We start from the raw sequence: 21,719 nt of genomic DNA on the forward strand, positions 1-21,719 counted from the left end.
TGACCGTAGATCGTTCTTCGTGCGCTGTGACGAAAAGCGCGGCGGGCGTGGTGCTATCGCCCGAAGATGCGCATCTGGAGCATGACGGTGAGCCGCGCGTCGGCGTCGGACAGGTCCAGCCCACTGATCTCGGTGAGCCGCTTGAGCCGGTACCGGAAGGTGTTGGCGTGTACGTGGACCCTGGCCGAGGCGGCGTTGACGTCGCCGAACGCGTCGAGGTAGGCCCGCAGCGTGGCGACCAGGTCGCTGCCGTGCTCGGCGTCGTGGTCGAGCAGCCGCTGGTAGGGGCCGGTCGGCGCCTGGTCCTCCGCCGCCGCCACGTCGGCGACCTGGAGCAGCAGCGACTCGAAGTGCACGGCGGTGTAGCCGGCGACCTGGCCCGTCGCGCCGCGGGCGAGCAGCACGCGCAGCGCCCGGTCGGCGTCCGCGCGGGACCTGGCGACGTGGGCGAGGCTGGCGGCCAGGCGGCCGACGCCGATGCTGGCCGAGTGCCGCGGCCCGACTCTGGCCAGGAAGCTCTCCGCCACGCGTACGGCCCGCGCCTCCTCCTCCCCGCCCGCCTGCAGTGGCAGCACCGCGTAGGCCACCGAGCCGACGAGCGCGGCGGCCGCCTTGGGGTGGATGGCGCCGACGTGCAGCGCGAGCGCGTCGGCGAAGCGCTGCCGGTCGCTCTCGGCGCGCGCCGGGTCGTCGTCGGCGGGGTGCGCGAGATGGGCGGCGAGCACGCACAGCCGGGCGGTGGCGATGCCGAGCCGCGCGGCGGCCTCGGGCGCGTCGGCGCCGCCCGCGAGCACGGTGGACAGCAGGTCGCTGCGGAGCCGCCGCTGGGTGTCGGCTCCGGCCCGCTCGCGCAGCAGCTGCAGGGCGACGATCTTGGCCGCGTCGGCGAGCGCGCGCTGCCGCTGGGGTGTGAGCGGTTCGCGGACGGCGGCCCAGATGGAGCCGAGGATCTCGTCACCCGTCCGCACGGCGACGGCCGCCCGGTTGATGCTGTCGCCGTCGAGTTCGAGGTAGACGGGCTCGTGGCTCTGGTAGAGCAGCTTGAAGAAGCCGTTCTCGTCGAGCATCCGCTGGTAGCGCTCGGGCACTTGACGGCCGAGCACGGTGTCGATCCGGCCCTGGTCGGCCTCGTCCTGCCGTTCGGAGTAGGCCAGCACCCGCGCGGACCTGTCCTCGATCGTGACGGGCGCGTCGAGCAGCGCGCAGACCGCGTTGGCCAGCGAGAACAGGTCGCCCTGCGGCCCCTCCCCCGGCCCGCCCAGGTCGCCCTCCGCCAGCAGGGAGCGCAGCAGGGCGGCGACCTGGGCCCAGGAGGCGGCCCTGGTGAGGCCGAGCACGGCCACACCGGTCTCCAGCACGGTCGCGCGCACCTGCTCGTCGGCGTCCACGGGCAGCTTGACCACCACGCCGGCCGCGGCCGGGGCCCGCGTGAGCAGCGAGCAGATCTCCGCCGTGCCCTGCACTCCGACCGCCAGCAGGATGCCGCCCGGCGGGACGATCAGCTCGTCGAGCGGATCGAAGATGTGCACCCCGGTCACCCCGGCGTCGAGGTCGCCCGGCGAGGCGGCCACGTCGATCACGGTGCTGCCGAGGTCGTGCAGGATCCGTCCTAGGCTGGCGCGCGGGCGGTCGTTCATCCACTCACCGTAGTCCGGTCCGAGGTCGGCACGCGGGCGGCCGTGCGTCCACCCGACGTACTTCGGTCCGGAATGGGCGAGCGGGCGGCCGTTCGCCCGCTCACCGTGGTCCGGCATGCTCAGCTGATCTTCGGAGTGGCGCGCGCTCCCAGGTGGATGTACGGCGAGCCGTCCTCGAGCCGGTAGAACACGGCGGACATCCAGTCCGGGTCCTCCTCCCGGCGGCAGACGAAGGTGACCTCGTCCACGGGGACGAGCTTCATCTCCATCGGCGGCTGGAGCGCGGCCAGAGCGCCGGTGGCCTCGCCGAGGATCCACAGCTCGCCGTCGCGGACGGTCAGCGTGGCGCGGAACCCGGCCCGCTCGTAAACACCCACATAGCCGTCGACCTCGACCTCGACGGGCGTCTCGGGCGGCCCGAGCCGGCGCGGCACGCTCAGGCCGTCCAGCTCGGCGAACAGCTCGGTGGCCACGGCGTGCGTGAACGCGCCGCTGTGCCCGCCGTTGGCGGTGACGCACACGATCGTGCCGGTGTCCGGTACGGCCCAGAGCATGGCGTGCTGGCCGATGGTGTTGCCACCGTGGGAGATGACCTGGTGACCGTCCCACTCGTCGAGGATCCAGCCGATGCCCCACTGCCTGCCCAGCGCGTACGGGTTGGGGATGTCGACCTGCGGCTCCCACATGGCGCGCGGGTCGTCCAGGAGGCCGCCTTCGAGGTGGGCGCGGGCGAACGCGACCACGTCGGCGGGCCGGGCGCAGATGAGCCCGGCGGGCCCGGCCGAGCGCATGAGGCCCCAGACGGGGGCGGTCCCGCCGTCGACGTGGCCCATGGCGGCGCGGAAGCGCAGCACGTCCTCCGGCAGGGTCCAGGTGTGGGTGAGGCCGAGCGGTTCGACGATCTGCTCGCGCACCACGTCGTCCCAGCGCTTGCCCTCGAGCTTCTCCAGGATCCGGCCGGCGACGGTGAAGCCGGAGTTGCAGTAGGACTGGGTGGCGCCGAGCGGATGGTTCTGGGCCAGGTCGGCGCAGGCCGCGACGTACTTCTCCACGCAGTCGTCGCCGCGCCCGGTGTCGAGGAAGAGGTCGCCGTCGATGCCGCTGGTGTGGGAGAGCAGGTGCCTGACCGTGACGGTCTTGGAGACCTCCGGGTCGGCCACCCTGAACTCGGGCAGCACCTCGGCCACCGGCGTGTCGAGCGTCAGCCGGCCGCGCTCGATCTGCCGCATGAGCAGGGTCGCGGTCCACACCTTGGTCACGGAGCCGATCTGGAACAGCGAGTCGGGGGTCGCCTCGACGCCGGTGTCCTTGTTGAGCGTCCCCGCCGCGAACTCGTGCACCTCGCCCTGGTGCAGGTAGGCCAGCGCGGCCCCCGGAACCTCGTGCTCGGCGATCAGCTCGGCGAGCCGGTGACCCATTGCTCCAGCCACGTGATGATCCTTTCGTTGAAGTCGTACCGGTGTGAGGGGCGCCCGTTGAGAATGAACAGGTGCGAGGCGTCCGGATAGCGGACCAGCCGGACCGGCACCCCCTGCTCGCGCAGCGCGGCGAACCACTGCTCGGCCTGGCCGACCGGACAGCGGTCGTCGCTGTCGCCGTGCAGGAGCAGGGTGGGGGTGGTGACGCGGGCCACCTGGGCGATCGGTGACTGGGCCTGGAGGTCGCCCCGGCATTCGTAGGCCTTGATGAGGGAGCCGAGGTCGGACGTGCCCGCCATGCTGGCGAGGTCGCTGACGCAGCCGCCGGGGATGGCCGCCTTGAACCTGTCCGTCCTGGTCGACAGCCAGCACGCCATGTAGCCACCGTAGCTGTAACCGGCGACGGCCAGCCGATCAGGGTCGGCGACCCCCTCCGCCACCAGGTCGTCCACGGCCGCGAGGAAGTCCTGCTCGTCGGCCAGCCCCCAGGCGCCGACGGTGGCGGTGAAGAAGTCCTCGCCGTACCCGTCGCTGGCCCGCGGGTTGACCAGCAGGACGGTCCAGCCGTCGACGGCGAGCCGCTGGTGGTAGAGGTGGGCGCCGTCGAAGGCGGGCGACCACGCGTTGTGCGGGCCGCCGTGCACGTCGAGCAGCAGCGGGCCGGGGGTGGTACGCGTCTCGTCGCGCAGCACGAAGCCCTCGATGGTGGTGCCGTCGGGGGCGGTGAAGGTACGGGGGCGCGGGGTGAACAGGTCGACGTCCGGGAGGGCGTGGTGAGTGAGGGGCTCGCCGTCGAGGTAGACGTCACCGGCGCTGAGCGGGGAGGAGGCGACCCAGGCGACCCGGCCGGCGGCCACGGACACGCCGGACACCGTGAAGTCGTTGCCGACGATCTTCTGAGCCTTCCCGGCCTCCCCTGTCTCCTCTGCCTTTCCGGCTTCCCCAGCCTGCCCTACCGTCCCGGCTTCCCCGGCCAGCGGCTCGCCTGGCAGGCGGTACAGGTGCGTGCGGCCTTGGTCGCGGGCGCAGAACAGCAGGTCGTCGCCCAGCAGCGCGGGGACGGCGCCGGGGTAACCGGGGGCGCCGGTCATGACGTTGCGGTCGAGCCCGGTCTCCACCTCGTCGAGGGTGTCAGGGCCGAGTGTGTACAGGCGGGTGTGGCCGATGGCCTCACGCAACCCAGCCACCACCAGCCGGGCGCCCTGGCTCTGGCCGTCACGGTCGGGGGCGCCCTCACGGGCGGGGGCGTCGCCACGGGCGCCGTCGGGGGCGGCGAGCCACCAGGCGCCGGTGCAGATGATGTCCGGCCCGGTGAGCCGCTCGGGCTTGCCCGGTGCCGGGCCGGTGGCGTCCACCGCGTACACCGCGCTCTCCACCACCAGGTCACGGTCGGGCGCCATGCCCGCCGCGAACGCCAGCCGCAGCCCGTCCGGCGACCACGACGGCTCCCCGACATGGAACCCGCCCTCGGTCACCTGAACGGTGTCGCCCGTCGCCACGTCCACCACGAACAGGTGCGTGGTCAGGCCGCGCAGCAGCCCGGCCCCGTCGGCCTTGTACTCCAGGGTGTCGGCCACGACCGGCGCGTGGGGGTCGAGATCTCCGTACGGTCCGCTGTAGGCGATCCGGCTGCCGTCCGGCGACCACACGGGCGCACCGGCACCGAGCGGCGCCGAGGTGAGCCGGCGCGGCTCGCCGCCCTCCATCGGCAGCAGGTGGATCTGCGCCCGCCCATCGACAGGACGAAGGAAGGCGAGCGACCGGCCGTCGGGCGACCAGCGCGCCGTCCTCCCGGAGGCGAGCCGGCGCGGCGCGGATCCGGGAACGGCGAGCCAGATCTCGGCCTGGTTCTGGTCGGAGTCGCGGTCGGCGGTGGTGAGCGTATAGGCGACGGCGCCGCCATCGGGGCGCAGCCTCGGGTCCGATGGGGCCGCGATGCGGTAGAGGTCGTCGAGGACGAGGCGTGGCATGACCGTACGGTAGGCCCGGCCGGGTCACGGCATCTTCGGCACATCCGACGAAGGCCACCGCTCCCGTTGTGCGAAACACCAACGACCGCGTAACGCGAACCACTGGCCCAGGGACCCTTGCCTAGGACAACCGCTCGCACACCGTGAACGACACGCTCCTGGTGGCCTTCGAGGGTGTCAGCAAGTGGAAGACGATCGTGTGCCGGCCCGGGTCGAAGGCGCCGAAGGGGTTGCGCCGGTTCTTGGTCGTACCGGTCACCCAGTCCGTCTTCCATCCCTCGTCCTGGCCGTCCACGACCCAGCGGTAGCCGTACTCGATCTGCTTGCCCGACGGGCCCGTGAGCAAGGCGACGGGGAAGAGGCTGGGCGAGTAGCAGTTCGGTCCGGTCTGCTGCCCGTCCAGGGTCAGCGACGCCAGGCGTACGGTCCCCGCGGCCGCGGTCTTGGTCGGAGTCGTGGTTCTCCGCGGGGAGGTCGTGGGTTTGGGCGTGGGCTGCCTCGAGACGGAGCTGGTGGGGTTCGAGTCGCCGGTCCGGGTGGGGCGCGGCTTCTTGGTCGGTGTGCTGGGCGTCTTGTCGGTGCCCTGTTTCTTGGCCGGCGGGCTGGATGTCGTGGTGGCCTGCTGTTCCGTGGCCGACGGGAGGGGCGCGGCCGTCGGCGTCGTCGTGTCGGGCAGCAACATGATCGCCCCGGCCACCAGGGAACCGGACACCGCCAGTGCCCCGGCGCCCGCCAGCAGCGCCTTCCAGCGCGGACTGCTCACGGAAGGACCCGCCGTACCGCCTCGACGGCCCGTCAGGTCGCCCGCCATACCGGCTCGACGGCCCGTCAGGTCGCCCGCCGTACCGGTGGGCGGGGCGCCGATGAGCCGGAGCAGGACGTCCTGCATGGCGGGCCGGGCGGCGGGGTCCTTGGCCAGGCAGGACAGCACGATCGGGCGCAGCGGACCCGGCAGGTCTCCCAGATACGGCTCGTCGTGGAGGATGCGGCGGAACACCGCGGGCAGCGAGTCGTTGCCGAACGGCGGGCTTCCTGTCGCGGCGAACACGATCACCGACGCCCACGCGAAGACGTCCACCGCGGGACCGAGCGGGGCGCCCGCGAGCTGCTCGGGCGCCATGTAGGCAGGCGTGCCGACGATGCTGCTCGTCACCGTCAGCGAATGACCGGCCGCGCGGGCGATGCCGAAGTCGATCACCCGCGGCCCGTCCCTGCCGAGCAGCACGTTGGCGGGCTTGAAATCGCGATGCACCACCCCGGCCCGGTGGATCGCCGCCAGCGCGGTCGCGGTCGCCACCGCGAGCCGTTGCAGGTCGGCGCCGACGTGGCGGCCCGCCTCGTGGAGCGTGGGCCCCTCGACGTACTCGGTCACGATGTACGGCCGGCCGCCCAGCGAGGCGTCGAGCACCTGGGCGACGCAGAACGGCTCCACCCGGCGCGCCGCGTCGATCTCCTTGGCGAAGCGGTGATCACCGGCCAGGCCGTCCGCCAGCAGCTTGACCGCGACCGGCCGCCCGTCAGGAGCCTGGCCGAGGTAGACCACCCCCTGACCGCCCGCGCCCAGCCGCCCGGACAGCCGGTAGGGCCCCACGGCCTGGGGATCTTCTGGCAGGAGCGGGGTCATCAATCGTCGCTCGGGCAGATGGTGAAGGAGAAGGCCTTCGACACCGCTTGGGGGGAGGTGAGGCGGAGGGTGACCCGGTGCGTGCCTTCCGTCTGCACGAGCGGGCCGGTGACCTGCTGAGTGTGGGATTCGGCGATGACGCTCGCAGAGCGCGACGCCACCCGCCCGTCCAGGACCCATTCGTAGCGGAAGTCGGTGGCCAGCTTGGTCCCCTCGACCAGGCCGGAGATGTTGCCATGGTTGAACACGCAGTTCGGGGAGTCGGCATGCCTGGGACCGATGACTCGCACCCACACGATCCGGAAGGAACCGCTGCCCGATGACGATTTCGACGACGAGGTCGTGGGTTTGGGGGCGGTCTTTGTTGGTTTCACGGTCTGTGTCGGTTTCACGGTCTGTGTCGGTTTCACGGTCCGTGTTGGCTTCGGGGTCTGTTTCACGGTCGGCTTCGTCGTGGTCGTCGGGCTCTTGGTCTTCGGGTGCTGGCGCGTTTTCGTCTTCGTCGGGCTGGGCGTCGCGGTAGCGGTGAACGCCAGTGACTGCGTACTCGGCCGCGATTCCCGGAGATCCCAGACGCTCGTGGCGCCCCAGGCGACGGCGCCCGCGACTGCCAGCGCCCCCACGCCCGAGACGCCCGCGACGAGCACCGTCCTGGTCCCGTGCCGCCGCCCGGGCACCGTGGCCGGACCGCGGCCGTCGGCACCGCCCGGATGCCCGAGGGCATGCCCGCGGCCGTCGGCCACGTCCGGACGTGCCGGGGCCTGCCCGCCCAGGAGCTGCAGCAACACGTCACGCATCGCCGGCCGACGCGCCGGATCCTTGGCCAGGCACCCCAGCACGATCGCGCGCAACGGTTGCGGAAGCTCGCCGAGTTGCGGCTCGTTGTGCAGGATCCGATTGATCACCGCGGGCAGTGAATCCTCACCGAACGGAGGCACCCCGGTGGCGGCGAACACGATCACCGACGCCCACGCGAACACGTCGACGGCAGGCCCGATCCCCTCGCCGGCCAGCTGCTCGGGCGCCATGTACGCGGGCGTCCCCACGATGCTGCTGGTAGCCGTCAGCCCCGATTCGACGGACCGGGCGATCCCGAAGTCGATCACCCGGGGGCCGCCCTGTCCGAGCAGCACGTTGGCGGGCTTGAAGTCGCGATGAACGATGCCCGCCTGATGAATGGCCGCCAGCGCGGTCGCGGTCGCCACCGCGAGCCGCTGCAGGTCGGCGCCGACGTGGCGGCCCGCCTGCTGGAGCGAAGGCCCCTCGACGTACTCGGTCACGATGTACGGCCGGGCGCCCAGCGAGGCGTCGAGCACCTGGGCGATGCAGAACGGCTCCACCCGGCGCGCCGCGTCGATCTCCTTGGCGAAGCGCTCATTGGCGAGTCCCTCGCGCAGCACCTTGACCGCGACCGGCCTGCCGTCGGGGCCCTGGCCCAGGTAGACCACCCCTTGGCCGCCCGCGCCCAGCCGCCCGAACAGCCGATAGGGACCCATGGCGGTGGGATCGCCCTCCCGGAGGGGTTCGACGTGCGCCATGGGGCTCCTGTGACAAGGGTAGGGGATCTTCGGCACCATAGCGGGAAATGTCAGATCTAGTGAGCCAGTCGGGTAAACCAGACCCGCTGGGATGGCGGCGCGCGCTTCCCCACGCGCGACAAGCCGGGCCCGCCGCCGATCTGGGGCATCCCCCATTTACCTGCGGACGGCCTTCACAGGCGGACGACGAGCAGGGCGATGTCGTCGCGGGCGCCGCTGCTGACGTCCATGCCGGCCAGGAGGGCGTCGGCGAGGCGTCCGGGGTCCAGCCGGCCGGATCGGGCGAGTACGTCGGCCAGCAGGGCCAGGCCGACGTCGATGTCCCGGTCGCGGCGTTCGATGAGACCGTCGGTGTACAGAACGAGAGTGTCGCCGGGTTCGTAGGCGAGCTCGGCCTGGGGGCGGGCGACATGTTCGGGGCGAGCGCCCAGCGGAGGGTCGGTGGCCTGGTCCAGCAGCGTGCAGGCGTTGCCCAGGTGGAGCAGGACGGGTGGCGGATGGCCGGCGCTGCTGTAGGTGATGCGGCGCCTCCTGGTGTCGATCACGGCCTTGACCGCCGTGGTGGCCAGCGCCCCTTCGAGCGAACGGGCGTACAGGCCGAGCACTTCCAGTGCCGGGGCCGGCTCCTTCAGGGCGCGGATCGCTGCGCTCAGCGCGCTGCGCAGCATCCCCATGGACGTGGCGGCCTCCAGGCCGTGCCCCACGACGTCACCGACCGCGACGGCGAAGCAGCCGTCCGACAGGTCGACGACGTCGTACCAGTCGCCGCAGACGTTCAGCGTCTCCACCGCGGGCAGGTAGCGCACCTCGATGTCGGGGTGCAGGTCCAGGTCGGGGCAGCGCAGCATGGCCTCCTGCAAGGCGAGCGCGACCTGGTGTTCGCGGGTGTGGGCCAGGCGGAGTTCCTCGTTCAGCCGCTGCAGTTCCTGTGCCCGGCCGTAGAGTTCGGCCTCCATCTCCGCACGCCCCGGTGAGCGGCGGGTGGTGGCCCGCCGCGGGCCGAAGGAGCGGACGAACTCCGTCACGTCCTCTACCCGGTGGATGATCCACGCCAGCGTCCCGTCCGGTGCCAGGACGGGGGTGTTGATCGGGGACCACCAGCGCTCCTCGAACGCTCCAGGACAACCGGCGAGCGGGATGTCGTACTTCTGCAGCGCCATCGTGTCCGGTACTCGATAGGCCAGCACCCGGTGCAGCGAGGCGCTCAGGTTCTTCACACCGCTGGCGTGGGGATCATCGGGGTTGTCGGGGAAAGCGGCGAAGATGTGCTGCCCGATCAGGTCCTCGGCAGTGCGCCCGGTCGCGCGCAGATAGGCCCCGTTCACGTCGACGATCACCAGATCGGGGTCCAGCACCAGGCAGGGGGACGGCGTCACGGCGAACAGCGCCGCATAGTCGACCATCGGTGTGGTCGGCCTTCGCGTGCCCGGCGGGCGAGACCTGGTGAGCCTGCTCACGCCCCCCACTCTATGAGGTGTTTTGCCTGGTCACCATAGGTGAGGCCGCCTTACGGCATACCGCCCTGCCGCCTCCCGGGAATATTGCGTTGCGTGGCGGTGCTGAGCGCCTCACTATGGTCCTCATGTTCAGGCACGATCACCTCGCGACGCCCGCCAACGCGGGCGCGTTCGAGCGTGCCTGCGACGGCCTGGAGCGCTGACCTCTTCCCGTAAGTCCACTGTGACCCGGCGGGGGGAGGTAGTCGGCCCCGTGCGGGTCACAGCACATCCAGGACTCACAAGGAAGAGATCATGGCCAAGCAGGCCTATATCCGTAACAAGCCGCATCTCAACATCGGCACCATGGGCCACGTCGACCACGGCAAGACCACGCTGACCGCCGCGATCACCAAGGTGCTCGCCCAGCGAGGCCAGGCGACGTACACGCCGTTCGAGCGGATCGACCGCACGCCCGAGGAGGCCGTGCGCGGCATCACGATCAACATCTCGCACGTCGAGTACGAGACCGACACCAGGCACTACGCCCACGTGGACATGCCGGGCCACGCCGACTACGTGAAGAACATGATCACGGGGGCGGCGCAGCTCGACGGCGCCATCCTCGTCGTGTCCGCGCAGGACGGCATCATGCCGCAGACCAGGGAGCACGTGCTGCTCGCCCGGCGGGTCGGCGTCGAGCACCTGGTCGTCGCGGTCAACAAGGCCGACGGCGCCGACCCGGAGCTGACCGACCTGGTCGAACTCGAGCTGCACGACCTGCTCGCCGAGCACGGCTACCAGGACGTCCCGATGGTCCGGGTGTCCGGGCTACGGGCGCTGGAAGGCGACCCCGAGTGGACGGCGTCCATCGACGCGCTGCTCCAGGCGGTCGACGACCACATCCCGGTGCCGATCCGGTACGTGGACGCGCCGTTCCTGATGCCGGTGGAGAACGTGCTCACGGTCACCGGCCGGGGCACGGTCGTCACGGGCGCCATCGAGCGTGGCGCGGTCCGCGTGGGCGACTCGGTGGGCGTCGTCGGGTTCGAGTCCGGTTCCGACACCGGCTTCACCGCCGTGGTGACCGGGGTGGAGACGTTCGGGAAGACGATGGAGCGGGGTGAGGCGGGTGACAACGCCGCCGTGCTGCTGCGCGGTGTCCGCCGCGACCAGGTACGGCGGGGCATGGTGCTGGCCGCGCCTGGCAGCCAACGCGCCCGGCGCTCGTTCACCGCCCGGATCTACCTCCTCACGCCGGAGGAGGGCGGGCGGCGCCGGCCGATCGCGCCCGGCTACCGGCCGCAGTTCTACCTGCGCACCACCGACGTGCCCGGCGAGCTGCTCCTGGACGACCCCGCCCAGCCGGGCGACACGGTCGAGGTGCGGGTCGAGCTGGGCAAGGCGGTCGCTCTGGAGCCGGGCCTCGGCTTCGCGATCCGCGAGGGCGGCCTGACGGTCGGCGCGGGCACGGTGCTGGAGGTGCTGGACGCGCCTGCTTGACGTCCGGCACGAGCACGGTCCAAGCAGCCGGGGCGGGCACGGTCGACGTGCCCGCCCCGGCATGTCGCTTTCTGTCACTAGACCTTTTGACGGCTGACCTTTGGGCTGGCGTGCGTGTGGATCTTCGCCCATACCTTGTGGCCTACCTCGTCGTTGCCTTCGTAGCCGACTTGGTCGGCGATCGTGGAAACAAGGGCCAGCCCCCGGCCACACTCCGCGTTGACCCGGCAGTGTGCGCCGAACCGGGGGACGCCACCCCAACCGCAGTCGTAAACCGCGATGGTGATCGTGGTGGTCGTGCGAGCGATCTCGACGATGAAGGTTCCGTGGAGATGGCCGCTGCCGGTGTGCTGGATGGCGTTCGCGGCGAGCTCGGCGACGATCTGTTCCGCGTCATCCCGGCAGGCAGAGTCGGCCAGGAGGTAGCTCGTGAAGTTGCGTACGTGAGGGACCTGGTCCAAGGTTCCGGGAAAGGTGCGCCGCCACGTCAGACCACCGGGGTGCAGGTCGACCATCGCGTCAATGAGTTCAGCTTGTACGGTTCCCAATTCGCGTTGCTTGGGGACGAACACGATGGCGGGCACGGTGATCTCGGGCATCGGGATTTCTCCAAGGACACGTCAGGGGCTCGGTTCACTGCCACAACGTTGCCTCATCGGCCGCGCCACGTGGACCCCCATCGCCTCCCCATAGATCGCCCGTGCCGCATCCACTCTGACCTGCGCGAATCTCCCGGTTTCCGTGATCGTCGTCCCGATGCGGATTTGATCGATCCCGCATTCGCCCGCACAAGGGATGTCCACATCTTGACGACCGGCAACGCTCACAGAGTGAAGGAGGTGTGGATGTCCAGCAAAGGACATACAGTCGGCAATCGAGCGACTACGCTACGCAGCATGGCCCCCGCATATGCCCTGACCTACACTCAAGACATGAGTGACAGCGCCTTCGAGGTCCCACTGAACGAAGCCGACGGCCACCTGCCCGAGGTCATCAGTGCCGCCTCCGAGCGTGGCGCGATCGCTTACCTGACCGATCATGGCCGCCGAGTGGCCGCCATTGTTCCCGCTGACGATGCCTGGTACTGGGTGCCCGGTTGGCAGGCGGCCGAAGTCGAGGCCGACGCGGACTTTCGAGATGGCCGCAGCCGACGCTTCGACAGTATGGATGAGCTCTTCTCCGAGAGCGATGCGATTCGCGGCGAGACGTCCCCTTGAAGTACGAGCGGTCCGACTCGTTTCTACGGGATCTCTCGCGGCTACCCTCAGAGCATTACACGCTGTTCAAAGAAGCGGTCTGCAAGCACTTTCTGCCCGCGCTGGGCCAGGGCGCCCACACCGGCCACGTGCCCTGGCCTGTACGACTGCGCATCCACAAACTCACCGGCACCGACGTCTACTCCTTGACGTGGAACTTCACCTCCCCGGACGGACGCGCCACCTTCCGCTTCGCCACGGAGAGCGACGGCGAGACGATCCTGCAATGGCGGCGCATCGGCGACCACTCCATCTACGACCGCCCCTAAGAGCAGCCACGCCGGCTTAGCAATCTTCTTCTTTCTTGTGCGGAATGTGACCATATAATTACTATTGGTGATCAGTTCCAACGGGAAGGGGCCCGATGTCCGGCGAGGGCTACCGGGTGCTGCTCCAGGCTCGCACTTGGAGTAAGCGTCTCCGAGAGAAGGGCTTCACATGGGGCCAGATCGTCGACGTCCTCGCGCTCACCCACCAGGTGAGCCCGTTGCGGCTGTATCGACTGGCGCACGGCCGCACCGCAGCCGAGGTTGTGGCCATGGTCAACGACGCCGATCCAGCTGGGACCGCAGCACTGCGCGAGTCGCGGCTGTACGAATTCGAGTGCTGGCCGGAGGCAGGGCGTCGGCCGCCCGCACGTCTGCTCCCCGTGCTGGCCAAGATCTACGAGACCGCCGCGCAGAACCTGCTCTGTACGGGGGTTGTCACCTCGTACAGCACCGCTGATCGTGACCTGATCTGCGGCGCGGACTTCCGCGACATGGACGCCAACCGGCCACCGTCCCCGGACCGGGGAAGCCATGTCACGATGGAGCCGAGCGCAGCCGCCTCGCCCGCCGACAAGTCGCTTGTGGACGCCCCAGCGTGCGTGCGGTTGCTGCGTGCCATCGGCGTCGAGGAGACCGACGTGAAGCGACGGGAACTGCTCTTCGAACTCGCCTTGGTGCTGGGCGGAAGCAAGGCACTGGACCTGCTGCGTGTGCTCACCCCGGAGGAGGAAGAACGCCTGGCCGGGGTGCTGCGCAGCACTTGGAGGGTGGACGAGGCGACGGTTAGCACCTTCGAGAAACTCTCGATGCAGGCGCATCAAGCCGATGACCGATCCGGGCCGGCCACGCTGCTGCCTGTCGTCAATAAGCAGCGGGAGGCGGTCGGACGGCTCCTCGTCCGCGAGCCGATGCTGCCGAACCTGCGAGACCGGCTCCTCGGTACATACGCGCAGATGTCGCAGCTGGCGGGCTTCCTCGCCTATGACCTGCGCGAATACGCGGTGGCTGAGCAGCCGCTGAGTGACGCGCTGCGCGCGGCACTCGACCTCGGAGACCCGACATTGGTCAGCTACGCGCACTACTGGCTTGGTCGGGTGGCCGCTGACCAGAGCCGGACAGCTGCGGTTTTGGACCACGCCTTCGCTGTTCAGAGCTGGGCTTCTCGGTCTTCGAGCAAGCTGTTGCCACCACTGCACGAATCATTGTTTTCGGTTGCCTTCGCTGCGGAAGGCGATGCTACAGCGAGTGCTCGCGCGCATGACCGCGCGCTCGCATCGGCAGGAGCGCCAAAGGACAACGAGCCGGTGTACCTGCACTGGATTTCGCCGTCGGCATTGGAACTTGGGAGATGCGCATTGCTCGTCCGGCTGAAGCAACCCGGGCCTGCCGTGGGACCTGTAGTGGTGGCAGCCGAACGATTTCTGACCGGGCTTGATCCGAAGTACAAGAGGCGACATGGGCTGGTACTTGCGCGGTACGCCAGCGCCTTGACGATGGCCAAGGAGATCCCAGAAGCGGCGGCCAAGCTCACGGATGCCGCCGAGGTCACCAGGCAGCACAGCTCGGCTCGCCTGACCGATGAGATCGGCCAGGCACGAGCCCGGCTGGAACCCTGGGCGGATACCACTTACGTTCGCCGACTGGACGAGACCCTACGATCCTGCGGCCTCACTTGGGCCTGTCCAGCCGGAAGGGTCTGAGCTGACAGAAGAATCTTCAGCGAAAGCGGCGCCATTCGCAGGGAGATGGTCCGCTTAATGCGCGAGCGGTCCGTCACCACTCAAAAGTTCCAGGCCGGCATTCCGTCGATTCGCGTTGCGTCTATCACCGGACACCTCATCAATTCCGCGGCCCGCAAGATCGCGGTGCGGGCACGGTCGTCATCCTCAGGCGGGAAGGCCACCCGGATCTGGTGGCCGTATGCGGTCTCGTAGGTGATCTGCCACTGTGCCTCGGTGGCGACGAACATGTCCTGCCGTGCACCGTCGTTCATTTCGACGCTCCTGCGATCTAAGGTAGGTGCGAGCGCGTCGCGCAGGATGCGTAGCCGTTGTGGGTAAGCGAGCTCTCCCTCGGCCAGGCGAATGTAGACGTGGCTGAGGTCACGTGGCGGGTCGAACCACTGTGCGGCCTCGGTGAAGGCGGCAGGAAAAGGCCGGCGGGCGAGCCGACCGCTGAGCCATCCCTCGATGAAGGCCACGGCGCCCATCCGGTACAGCTCGTAGTTGTCCCCGTCCCTCGGTTGCCAGACTACGACCGGCCAGTCGCCGGGCGCGCCCTCGGTCAACCAGCACAAGTGGTGACCGTTGCTGGTACCGCCCCAGATAAGCAGCCCGCCCGGCTCCGGGTACAGCGGATACGGATAGTCCTCTGGAAACTCGTCCCGGACAGTACGTTCGCCATCCAGCAGCCGGACCGCGTAGTCGATCAGCATGCACTGCCCGAACGGCGGATAAGTGAAGAGGAGATCGCAGAACTCGCCTCGGCCGTACCGCCGCACCAGCGCCTTGAAGTCGTCTGGCAGGCCCAATCCCAGTGCCGTCTCCGCGACTCGCCAATCCCCGTGCCCGTCCACCGGTACCGCAGGTGGCGGCACTCGCCGCACAAGATCATCCAGCGCCGTCATAGAGGCCAAGGTACTGCAGCTCAGCACTCCTCGGTTGCGTTGCAGAACGGCCTGTTCGACTGACCACGTGGCTCCGGCGATCCGTCCGGGGCCGTCGTGTCCTGTCAGACGCGGGTCCCGGTGGCGAATCGCACCGTGCGGGGTAGCACGAACGTCTCGTATGCCAGGGCGTCCTCCAGGGCTGCCCTGGCCTCCGGGTGGCGGGCCTCGGGGATGGTCTCCAGGGAGGCGCGGCGGGCGGCCGACCACAGCCAGTCCCATACCTGTCCGGCCGCGACGGTCACCTCGAACACGACGTCCTCGCAGCGGACCCCGTCCAGGCCACCCTCCTTGAGAAGTTCGGTCAGTTCCTCGGCCGTGCTGAGGGTGCGGTGGAAGGGGGCGGTGCCAGCGGCCGTGGTGTACGGGGCCAGGGCCCGTGCCACCAGGCCGAGCAGCTCGATCTCGGCCGGGCTCGCCTGAGCCAGCAGGCTGGCGGCCAGCCGCCCGCCGGGCCGGAGCAGGCCGGTCATGGAACGTACGGCCGCCAGCGGGTCGGGTAGGAAGTACAGCATCATCCCGGCCAGCACGACGTCGAACCGCTCCCCGGGCAGGAGCTCCTCGGCCCGTTCCGCGTCACCCTGGAGGACGGTGGCGTGCGTCAGGCCGTGCCGGTCGATCTCGGCCGCGGTGGCGGCGACCATCCCCGGCGCGAGGTCCAGCCCGACCACCCGGCCCGTCGGCCCGACCGCCCCGGCCGCCGGAACGAGTGAGGCGCCGGTGCCGCATCCGGCGTCCAGCACCCGGTCACCCGGCTCCGGGGCGGCCTGCCGTACCAGCTCGGCGGCCACCGGGCCGAAGAAGGGCACGCCGACCTGTTCGTAGGTGCCGGACGCGCGGTCGAACACACCGGCCATGTACTGCTTGGCATCCATGACGACTCCTTAGCGACAGAGGGGGGAGGAGAGGGTGGTTCAACCTCAGGCCTTCAGGCCCGAGGACCTCAGATCTGACCGTCAAACCCGGCCGTCAGGCCCGAGGCCGTAAGGCCCCGGGCCGTCAAACCCCAGACCGTCAGGCGCCGAGGGCTCCCGTCGGGGTGAAGCGGAGACGGAAGGTGGCAGGCCGGGCGTGGAGTTCGTACTGCGGCAGCGCGGCCGGACCGCACGCTGCGGTGCCGACGCCGTGCTGAGCGAAGTCCAGGTTGACGTGCACCCGGTCACCCGGCTTCAGGTCCGGCCGGTGGCGGGCCGCCTCCAGCTCAGCGGTGGTCCAGCGGCGGGCCGTGAGGCCGAAGGCCGGATCGCCCGTCACCCGGAGGCCGCCGGACGGGCCGGCCAGCTCGGCCCAGCGGACATCGGCCCGGTGCCCGTTCTCCTGCGGGTAGACGTACGGCGTCTGCAGGTCCTCGACGGTGGCGGACCATCGGCCGACCCTGGCGGCCATGCCGGTGTCGGGGTACGCCTCGCCGGGGCCCCGGCCGAACCAGGTGACGTCGCCGAACGCCGCGGGCAGCGCCATGACGACGCCGAGCCTCGGCAGGGGCAAGGTCCACTCCCCGTCCGGCTCGACGTCCACGGTCAGCTCCAGCCCGCCATCCGTGGCGGTCCACCGGTAGACCACGTGCAGGCCCAGGTCGGTGGCCGCCGGTGCGACCCTGGCGCGTACGGTCAGCCCGTCGCCGGTCTCCACGGCGTCCACTCGGTGAGTGAGCCGGTGCAGGCCGAGCTGCCGCCAGCGATCCACCAGCCCGCCGTAGGTGTCGTTGTCGATCGGCGCCCGCCAGAGCTCCAGTCGGGGCCCCTCGACCTCGATCCCGAACAGGCGGGTCAGCCGCCCGGTACCGGGGTCGAACTCCAGGTCCGCCCCAGAACCAACGCCCCGGCCACCGGACGCCCCGCGAGCCTCGCCCTGGGCGCCGGATGACAGGCGGGTCTGGCCCCATGCCACCTCGTGACCGGCGGCGGCCCACGGCTGGTCGGCGGCCAGCACCGCCCGTACCGTCAGCCAGCGCTCCCCCTCCCCACCGGGCAGGTCGGGCAGCTTGACCTCGCCACCCGTCGCAGGTACGTCGAGCGGGAACTCGGCGACCGGCACCCCCTCCTCCTCGACCACCGCGACGAACCCCAGGTGCGACAGGTCGCGGTAGCCGTGGTGGTTGGCCACCCGCACGACCTGGGCCTGGTCGTCGAAGGCGAACCGGACCGGCTCGAACACCTTCTTCAGGTCCAGCAGCCCCGGCGAGGGCGTCCGGTCGGGGAAGACCAGCCCGTCGATCACGAAGTTCCCGTCGTGCACCGGCTCGCCGTAGTCACCGCCGTAGGCGTACTCGAACTCCGGGTGTGCCAGCCCGTGATCGATCCACTCCCAGATGAACCCGCCGGCCAGCCGTGGATAGCGCTCGAACAGCTCCTGGTAGTCGGCCAGGCCGCCGGGCCCGTTGCCCATGGCGTGGGCGTACTCGCACTGCACGAACGGCATCGCCCGCCGCCGCGCGTCGAGCTCGGGGTCGGCCAGCGGGTCCTCCACCCCCTGCCCGATGGCCTCCACCTCGGCGTGCGAGGCGTACATCCGCGAGTACACGTCGGTGTCGGCGCACGAGCGGTCGCCCTCGTAGTGGATCGGCCGCGACGGGTCTCGCCGCCGGGTCCAGTCGGCCATGAGGCTCAGGTTCTGGCCGACTCCGGCCTCGTTGCCGAGGGACCACATGATCACGCTCGGGTGGTTCTTGTCCCGTTCGACCGTGCGGCGCATCCGGTCCACGCACGCCTCGGCCCAGCGCGGGTCGTCCGTGGGATTGCCGCGCCAGCCGACGTGGCCGAAGCCGTGCGTCTCCAGGTCGCACTCGTCGATCACCCAGAGGCCCAGCTCGTCGCAGAGGTCGAGGAAGTCGGGGTGCGGCGGGTAGTGGCTGGTCCTGACGGCGTTGACGTTGTGGCGCTTCATCAGCAGCACGTCGGCGCGCATGGTCTCGTACGGTACGGCGCGACCGTGCTCGGGGTGGAACTCGTGCCGGTTCACGCCCTTGAGCAGCAGCGGACGACCGTTGGCCAGGAGCACCCCGTCTTCGATGGAGATCGTACGGAACCCGACACGCACCCGTACGGTCTCCTCGGGCAGCGTGACCACGGCCTCGTACAGGCGGGGCGTCTCGGCGGTCCACGGCTCGGCGTCTACGGTGATCTCCGTGCCGGGCGCCAGGTCGGCGACGCCGAGCTCGGCGATGGCCAGCCGTCCGGGGCCGTCGAAGCTCAGCGTGCCGCGACCGTCGGCATAGGCGGCGTGGACGAAGACGTCGGCGGCCGAGCGGGTCAGTGACACGTCCCGGAAGATGCCGGGCAGCCACCACATGTCCTGGTCTTCGAGGTAGCTGGCGGCCGACCACTGGTGGACGCGGACGGCGAGCACGTTGCGGCCCGGCACCAGCCACGGTCCCGCGTCGAACTCGACGGGCAGGCGGCTGCCGGTCGAGTAGCCCAGCTCGTGGCCGTTCAGCCAGACCCGGGCGAAGGACTCGACGCCCTCGAACCGCAGCCGCCCGCCGGTCCAGCCCTCGGGCAGGTCGAACACGCGGCGGTGGTCGCCGGTCGGGTTCTCGTTCGGCACGTGCGGCGGGTCGACGGGGAAGGGGTAGAGGTCGTTGGTGTACGCGGGCGAGCCGTGCCCGTGCAACTGCCAGTGCGACGGCACCGGCAGGGAGTCCCAGGCGGAGTCGTCGTAGCCGGGATCGGCGAAGTCGTCCGGCTGGACAGCGGACGGAGAGAGGCGGAAGCGCCAGTCGCCGTTCAGGTCGAGGGAAGGGGCGTCAGAACGTAGTGCGGCCCTGGGTTCGAGGCGGCCCGAACCGGGTGCGAAGTTTTCGAGATCCATCGCCGCCGAGCCTAAACGTTCTGGGCGGTTTCGTCATTGGTGAGTATTGGTGAGTATTGGTGAGTTTCTTGTCCGTCCCGGTGCAATCGGCCGGCGTCTTGTCCGTCCCGGTGCAATCGGCCGGCGGCGTCATCTCGCGCGCGCCGGACGGCCCCCCGCCGTGAGATATCCGGCCAGCAGCGCCTCCGCCGTGGCCGCCACCCCGTCGTCTCCCGGCAGGAACTCCGGGCTGTGCAGCCCGGCGGCCGTGTCGACGCCGACGAACATCATCAGCGACGGCATCACCGACGCGTAGGCCGCGAAGTCGTCCGCGCCGCACGAGCGCAGCTCCTCGGTGACCGTCCATCCCTGGTGCCGCAGCAGTTCCCCGGTCTGTACGGCCAGCGCCGGGTCGTTGGCCAGCACCGGCTCACCCGGCAGGACCCGCACCTCGCCATGGCAGCCGTGCGCCCGGGCCACGTCCTCGACCAGCTGCGTGAACCGGTCGTGCAGGCCGCGGCGCCACGACTCGGACATGGTCCGCAGCGTCCCCCTGGCCACGGCCTCGCCGGGGATGGCGTTCGGCGCCGTGCCCGCGTTGACCATGCCGAACGTGACCACCGTGGGCACCATGGGGTCGGCGGCGCGGCTGACCATCTGCTGGGCGGCCACGATGATCTGCGACATGGCCACGACGGGGTCGCGGGCCAGGTGCGGGTAGGCGGCGTGGCCCTCGGCGCCCCTGACGGTCAGCTCGAACTCGTCGGCCGAGGCGTTGACCGCCCCCGGCGTGCAGGACACCACCCCGGCGGCGAGCACGGGCTGGACGTGCGCGCCGATCATGGCGCGTACCTGGTGCCGGTCGAGCACGCCGGACTCGACCACGTCGAAGGCGCCGGAGGGGTAGGTCTCCTCGCGCGGCTGCAGCACCACGACCAGCGGCGCGATCTCGTCCCAGCTCCAGGCGGACAGCCCCGTCGAGCCCGGATCCCCGGCCTCCTCCACTCCGGCGTCCACGACGGCGCGGACCTTCGCCACCGCGCGGGCCAGGGCGACGACGGCGGCCAGGTGCACGTCGTGACCGCAGGCGTGCATGGCGCCGCTGGTGGCGGCCCACGGGACGCGGGTGCGCTCGGCGATCGGCAACGCGTCGAGCTCGCCGCGCACGCCGACCGCGGGGCCGGGAGAGCCGATCCTGATCACGGCGCCGGTGCCCGCCACGTACTCCACGAGGCCGCCCGACAGCGCGTCGAGCACGCGCTTGAGCGTCGGCCCCTCCTCCCCGGACACGCACGGCTGCGCGTGCAGCTCCCGCCTGAGCTTCACGGCGGCGGGCAGTTCGTCCAGTAGCGCCTCGCGCAGCAGTTCCCCCGGGCTCACTCAGATGCTCCTTTCGTCACTCCTTCCCCCGGTGCCCATTTCGCCGCCGTCCTCACCCGTCCGGGCCCAGGTCGTACACGCGGCGGGCGTTCTCGGCCCCCACCATGGTCGCCACGCGCACCGCCTGGGCGGCCGACCACTCGCCGTCGGCCACGAGGCCGCCGAGCACCCGCGCCATCGCCCGCCGCCACAGCTCGGCCCCGAGATGGTGCAGCTCAGCGGGCCCCCAGGCGTCCGACGAGAAGAGGATCTTGGCGAACGGCGCCAGCTCCAGGCTCTCCGCGACCACCTCGGCGCCGCGCGCGCCCGTGTAGGTGACGCCCAGGCCCACGTCGAAGTAGACGTTCGGATAGGCCTGGGCGAGGAATCCGGCATGGCGCTGGTACGGATAGCAGTGCAGCAACAGCAGTGGCACCCCCGTCGGCTCGGCCAGCTCGATCAGCCCGCGCAGCAGCAGCGGATCGGATCGGCGCAGGTCGAGGTCGGGATCGCCGAACCCGGTGTGGAACTGCAGGGGCAGCCCGCGCTCGATACCGGCCCAGATGACGTGGCGCAGCAGCACCGGGTCACGGAGCCGCCCGCCCTCCTCCTGCCACCGGCCCGCCGCCTCGGCGACCTCGGCCGGGCCGGGCCGGGCGGGGTCGAAGTCGAGGCCGTGGCGGTAGGCGGCGATGGTCTTCAGGCCGCGCGCCGTACGGGTGCGCTCGTGGAGGGTCGCGCCGAACCGGTCGGCGAACCCGGCCGCGTCACCCTCGGCGACCTGCTCGGCCACCGACTCCAGGCGGACGATCTCGTCGGCGGGCCGGCCGCTGACCTCGGCCATGCCCGCCGGGCTGAGGATCTCCTCGCCCCGATAGCCGGTCTCGACGAGGAAGTGCGCCACCCCCGAGGCCGCCAGCAGCCGCGTGTTGACCTCGGCCGCGCCCAGCCTGGCCCGCCTGGCCAGGTATTCCTCGGGCGTGGTGTGCGGGTCGAGACCGAGCACGGGCGCGCAGTGGCGCAGGATCGCGTGGCCGACCTGGGAGTCGAACTGGGTCATCCAGTGCGGCACCGGCCGGTCCGACTCGGTGATCAGCTCCTCGAACGCGGTGCGCGTCAGGTCGTGCGCGGTGGCTCCGTGGACGTGGTGGTCGACCAGCTCGAGCCGTTCGATGGTCTCGACGAGGTCCGTCATGACCTCCATTGTGTCCGGCGGCGGGGGCCGGGTGTGGTGACCCCCGCCGCCGCGTGTCAG

The 21,719-nt window shown here is 70.7% G+C and carries 16 protein-coding genes; 4 read left to right on the forward strand and 12 right to left on the reverse strand.

The annotated features are described in order from the left end of the window. Positions 1-53 precede the first annotated feature (53 nt). The 6 genes from AB0B61_RS19045 to AB0B61_RS19070 form a co-directional block, all read right to left on the reverse strand. Complete coding sequence (locus AB0B61_RS19045) at positions 54-1,754, reverse strand: helix-turn-helix domain-containing protein (protein ID WP_358433119.1); 1,701 nt, start codon at positions 1,752-1,754, stop codon at positions 54-56. A 2-nt stretch (positions 1,755-1,756) separates the two neighbouring features. Further along, on the reverse strand, positions 1,757-3,067 hold the full coding sequence (locus AB0B61_RS19050) for a serine hydrolase domain-containing protein (protein WP_358433121.1): 1,311 nt from the start codon (positions 3,065-3,067) through the stop codon (positions 1,757-1,759). Next, positions 3,031-5,025, reverse strand: a complete 1,995-nt coding sequence (locus AB0B61_RS19055; RefSeq protein ID WP_358433123.1) for a S9 family peptidase — start codon at positions 5,023-5,025, stop codon at positions 3,031-3,033. The genes AB0B61_RS19050 and AB0B61_RS19055 overlap by 37 nt, the downstream gene beginning before the upstream one ends. Before the next feature lie 121 nt (positions 5,026-5,146). Beyond that, the gene (locus AB0B61_RS19060; RefSeq protein WP_358433125.1) at positions 5,147-6,649 is read right to left on the reverse strand and encodes a protein kinase; all 1,503 of its coding nucleotides are present in this window, start codon (positions 6,647-6,649) and stop codon (positions 5,147-5,149) included. Further along, a complete protein-coding gene (locus tag AB0B61_RS19065) occupies positions 6,649-8,187 on the reverse strand; it encodes a protein kinase (RefSeq protein ID WP_358433129.1) in 1,539 nt (512 codons plus the stop codon). Before AB0B61_RS19065 ends, AB0B61_RS19060 begins: the two co-directional genes overlap by 1 nt. A gap of 173 nt (positions 8,188-8,360) precedes the next feature. Beyond that, positions 8,361-9,644 carry a SpoIIE family protein phosphatase gene (locus tag AB0B61_RS19070; RefSeq protein WP_358433132.1) on the reverse strand — a complete coding sequence of 428 codons (1,284 nt, stop codon included), beginning with the start codon at positions 9,642-9,644 and terminating at the stop codon, positions 8,361-8,363. A 294-nt stretch (positions 9,645-9,938) separates the two neighbouring features. Between AB0B61_RS19070 and tuf the strand changes: the two genes are divergently transcribed. Then, positions 9,939-11,126 carry an elongation factor Tu gene (gene tuf, locus AB0B61_RS19075; RefSeq protein ID WP_358433134.1) on the forward strand — a complete coding sequence of 396 codons (1,188 nt, stop codon included), beginning with the start codon at positions 9,939-9,941 and terminating at the stop codon, positions 11,124-11,126. Between the two features lie 77 nt (positions 11,127-11,203). Here the strand turns inward: tuf and AB0B61_RS19080 are convergent, their stop codons facing one another. Next, complete coding sequence (locus AB0B61_RS19080) at positions 11,204-11,725, reverse strand: ATP-binding protein (protein ID WP_358433137.1); 522 nt, start codon at positions 11,723-11,725, stop codon at positions 11,204-11,206. A 333-nt stretch (positions 11,726-12,058) separates the two neighbouring features. Here AB0B61_RS19080 and AB0B61_RS19085 point away from each other — a divergent pair, with 333 nt between their 5' ends. The 3 genes from AB0B61_RS19085 to AB0B61_RS19095 all read left to right on the forward strand — a co-directional run bounded on the left by AB0B61_RS19085 (position 12,059) and on the right by AB0B61_RS19095 (position 14,351). Further along, complete coding sequence (locus AB0B61_RS19085; RefSeq protein WP_358433140.1) at positions 12,059-12,343, forward strand: hypothetical protein; 285 nt, start codon at positions 12,059-12,061, stop codon at positions 12,341-12,343. Continuing rightward, the gene (locus AB0B61_RS19090) at positions 12,340-12,651 is read left to right on the forward strand and encodes a hypothetical protein (RefSeq protein ID WP_358433143.1); all 312 of its coding nucleotides are present in this window, start codon (positions 12,340-12,342) and stop codon (positions 12,649-12,651) included. Before AB0B61_RS19085 ends, AB0B61_RS19090 begins: the two co-directional genes overlap by 4 nt. 95 nt (positions 12,652-12,746) lie before the next feature. Continuing rightward, the gene (locus AB0B61_RS19095) at positions 12,747-14,351 is read left to right on the forward strand and encodes a hypothetical protein (RefSeq protein WP_358433146.1); all 1,605 of its coding nucleotides are present in this window, start codon (positions 12,747-12,749) and stop codon (positions 14,349-14,351) included. A gap of 80 nt (positions 14,352-14,431) precedes the next feature. Here AB0B61_RS19095 and AB0B61_RS19100 read toward each other — a convergent pair whose 3' ends face one another. From AB0B61_RS19100 to AB0B61_RS19120, 5 genes are all read right to left on the reverse strand, one after another. Continuing rightward, positions 14,432-15,277 carry an SMI1/KNR4 family protein gene (locus AB0B61_RS19100; protein WP_358433148.1) on the reverse strand — a complete coding sequence of 282 codons (846 nt, stop codon included), beginning with the start codon at positions 15,275-15,277 and terminating at the stop codon, positions 14,432-14,434. 104 nt (positions 15,278-15,381) lie between these two features. Then, a complete protein-coding gene (locus AB0B61_RS19105; protein WP_358433151.1) occupies positions 15,382-16,191 on the reverse strand; it encodes a methyltransferase domain-containing protein in 810 nt (269 codons plus the stop codon). A 139-nt stretch (positions 16,192-16,330) separates the two neighbouring features. Further along, on the reverse strand, positions 16,331-19,126 hold the full coding sequence (locus AB0B61_RS19110; RefSeq protein WP_358433153.1) for a glycoside hydrolase family 2 TIM barrel-domain containing protein: 2,796 nt from the start codon (positions 19,124-19,126) through the stop codon (positions 16,331-16,333). 129 nt (positions 19,127-19,255) lie between these two features. Continuing rightward, positions 19,256-20,485 (reverse strand): M20 family metallopeptidase, encoded by a 1,230-nt coding sequence (locus AB0B61_RS19115; protein WP_358433155.1) that lies wholly within the window; start codon positions 20,483-20,485, stop codon positions 19,256-19,258. A 52-nt stretch (positions 20,486-20,537) separates the two neighbouring features. Beyond that, the gene (locus AB0B61_RS19120) at positions 20,538-21,659 is read right to left on the reverse strand and encodes an amidohydrolase family protein (RefSeq protein WP_358433158.1); all 1,122 of its coding nucleotides are present in this window, start codon (positions 21,657-21,659) and stop codon (positions 20,538-20,540) included. Positions 21,660-21,719: the final 60 nt, after the last annotated feature.

Source organism: Nonomuraea sp. NPDC049158 (assembly GCF_040648335.1).
In the GTDB taxonomy this organism is placed as follows: Bacteria; Actinomycetota; Actinomycetes; order Streptosporangiales; family Streptosporangiaceae; genus Nonomuraea.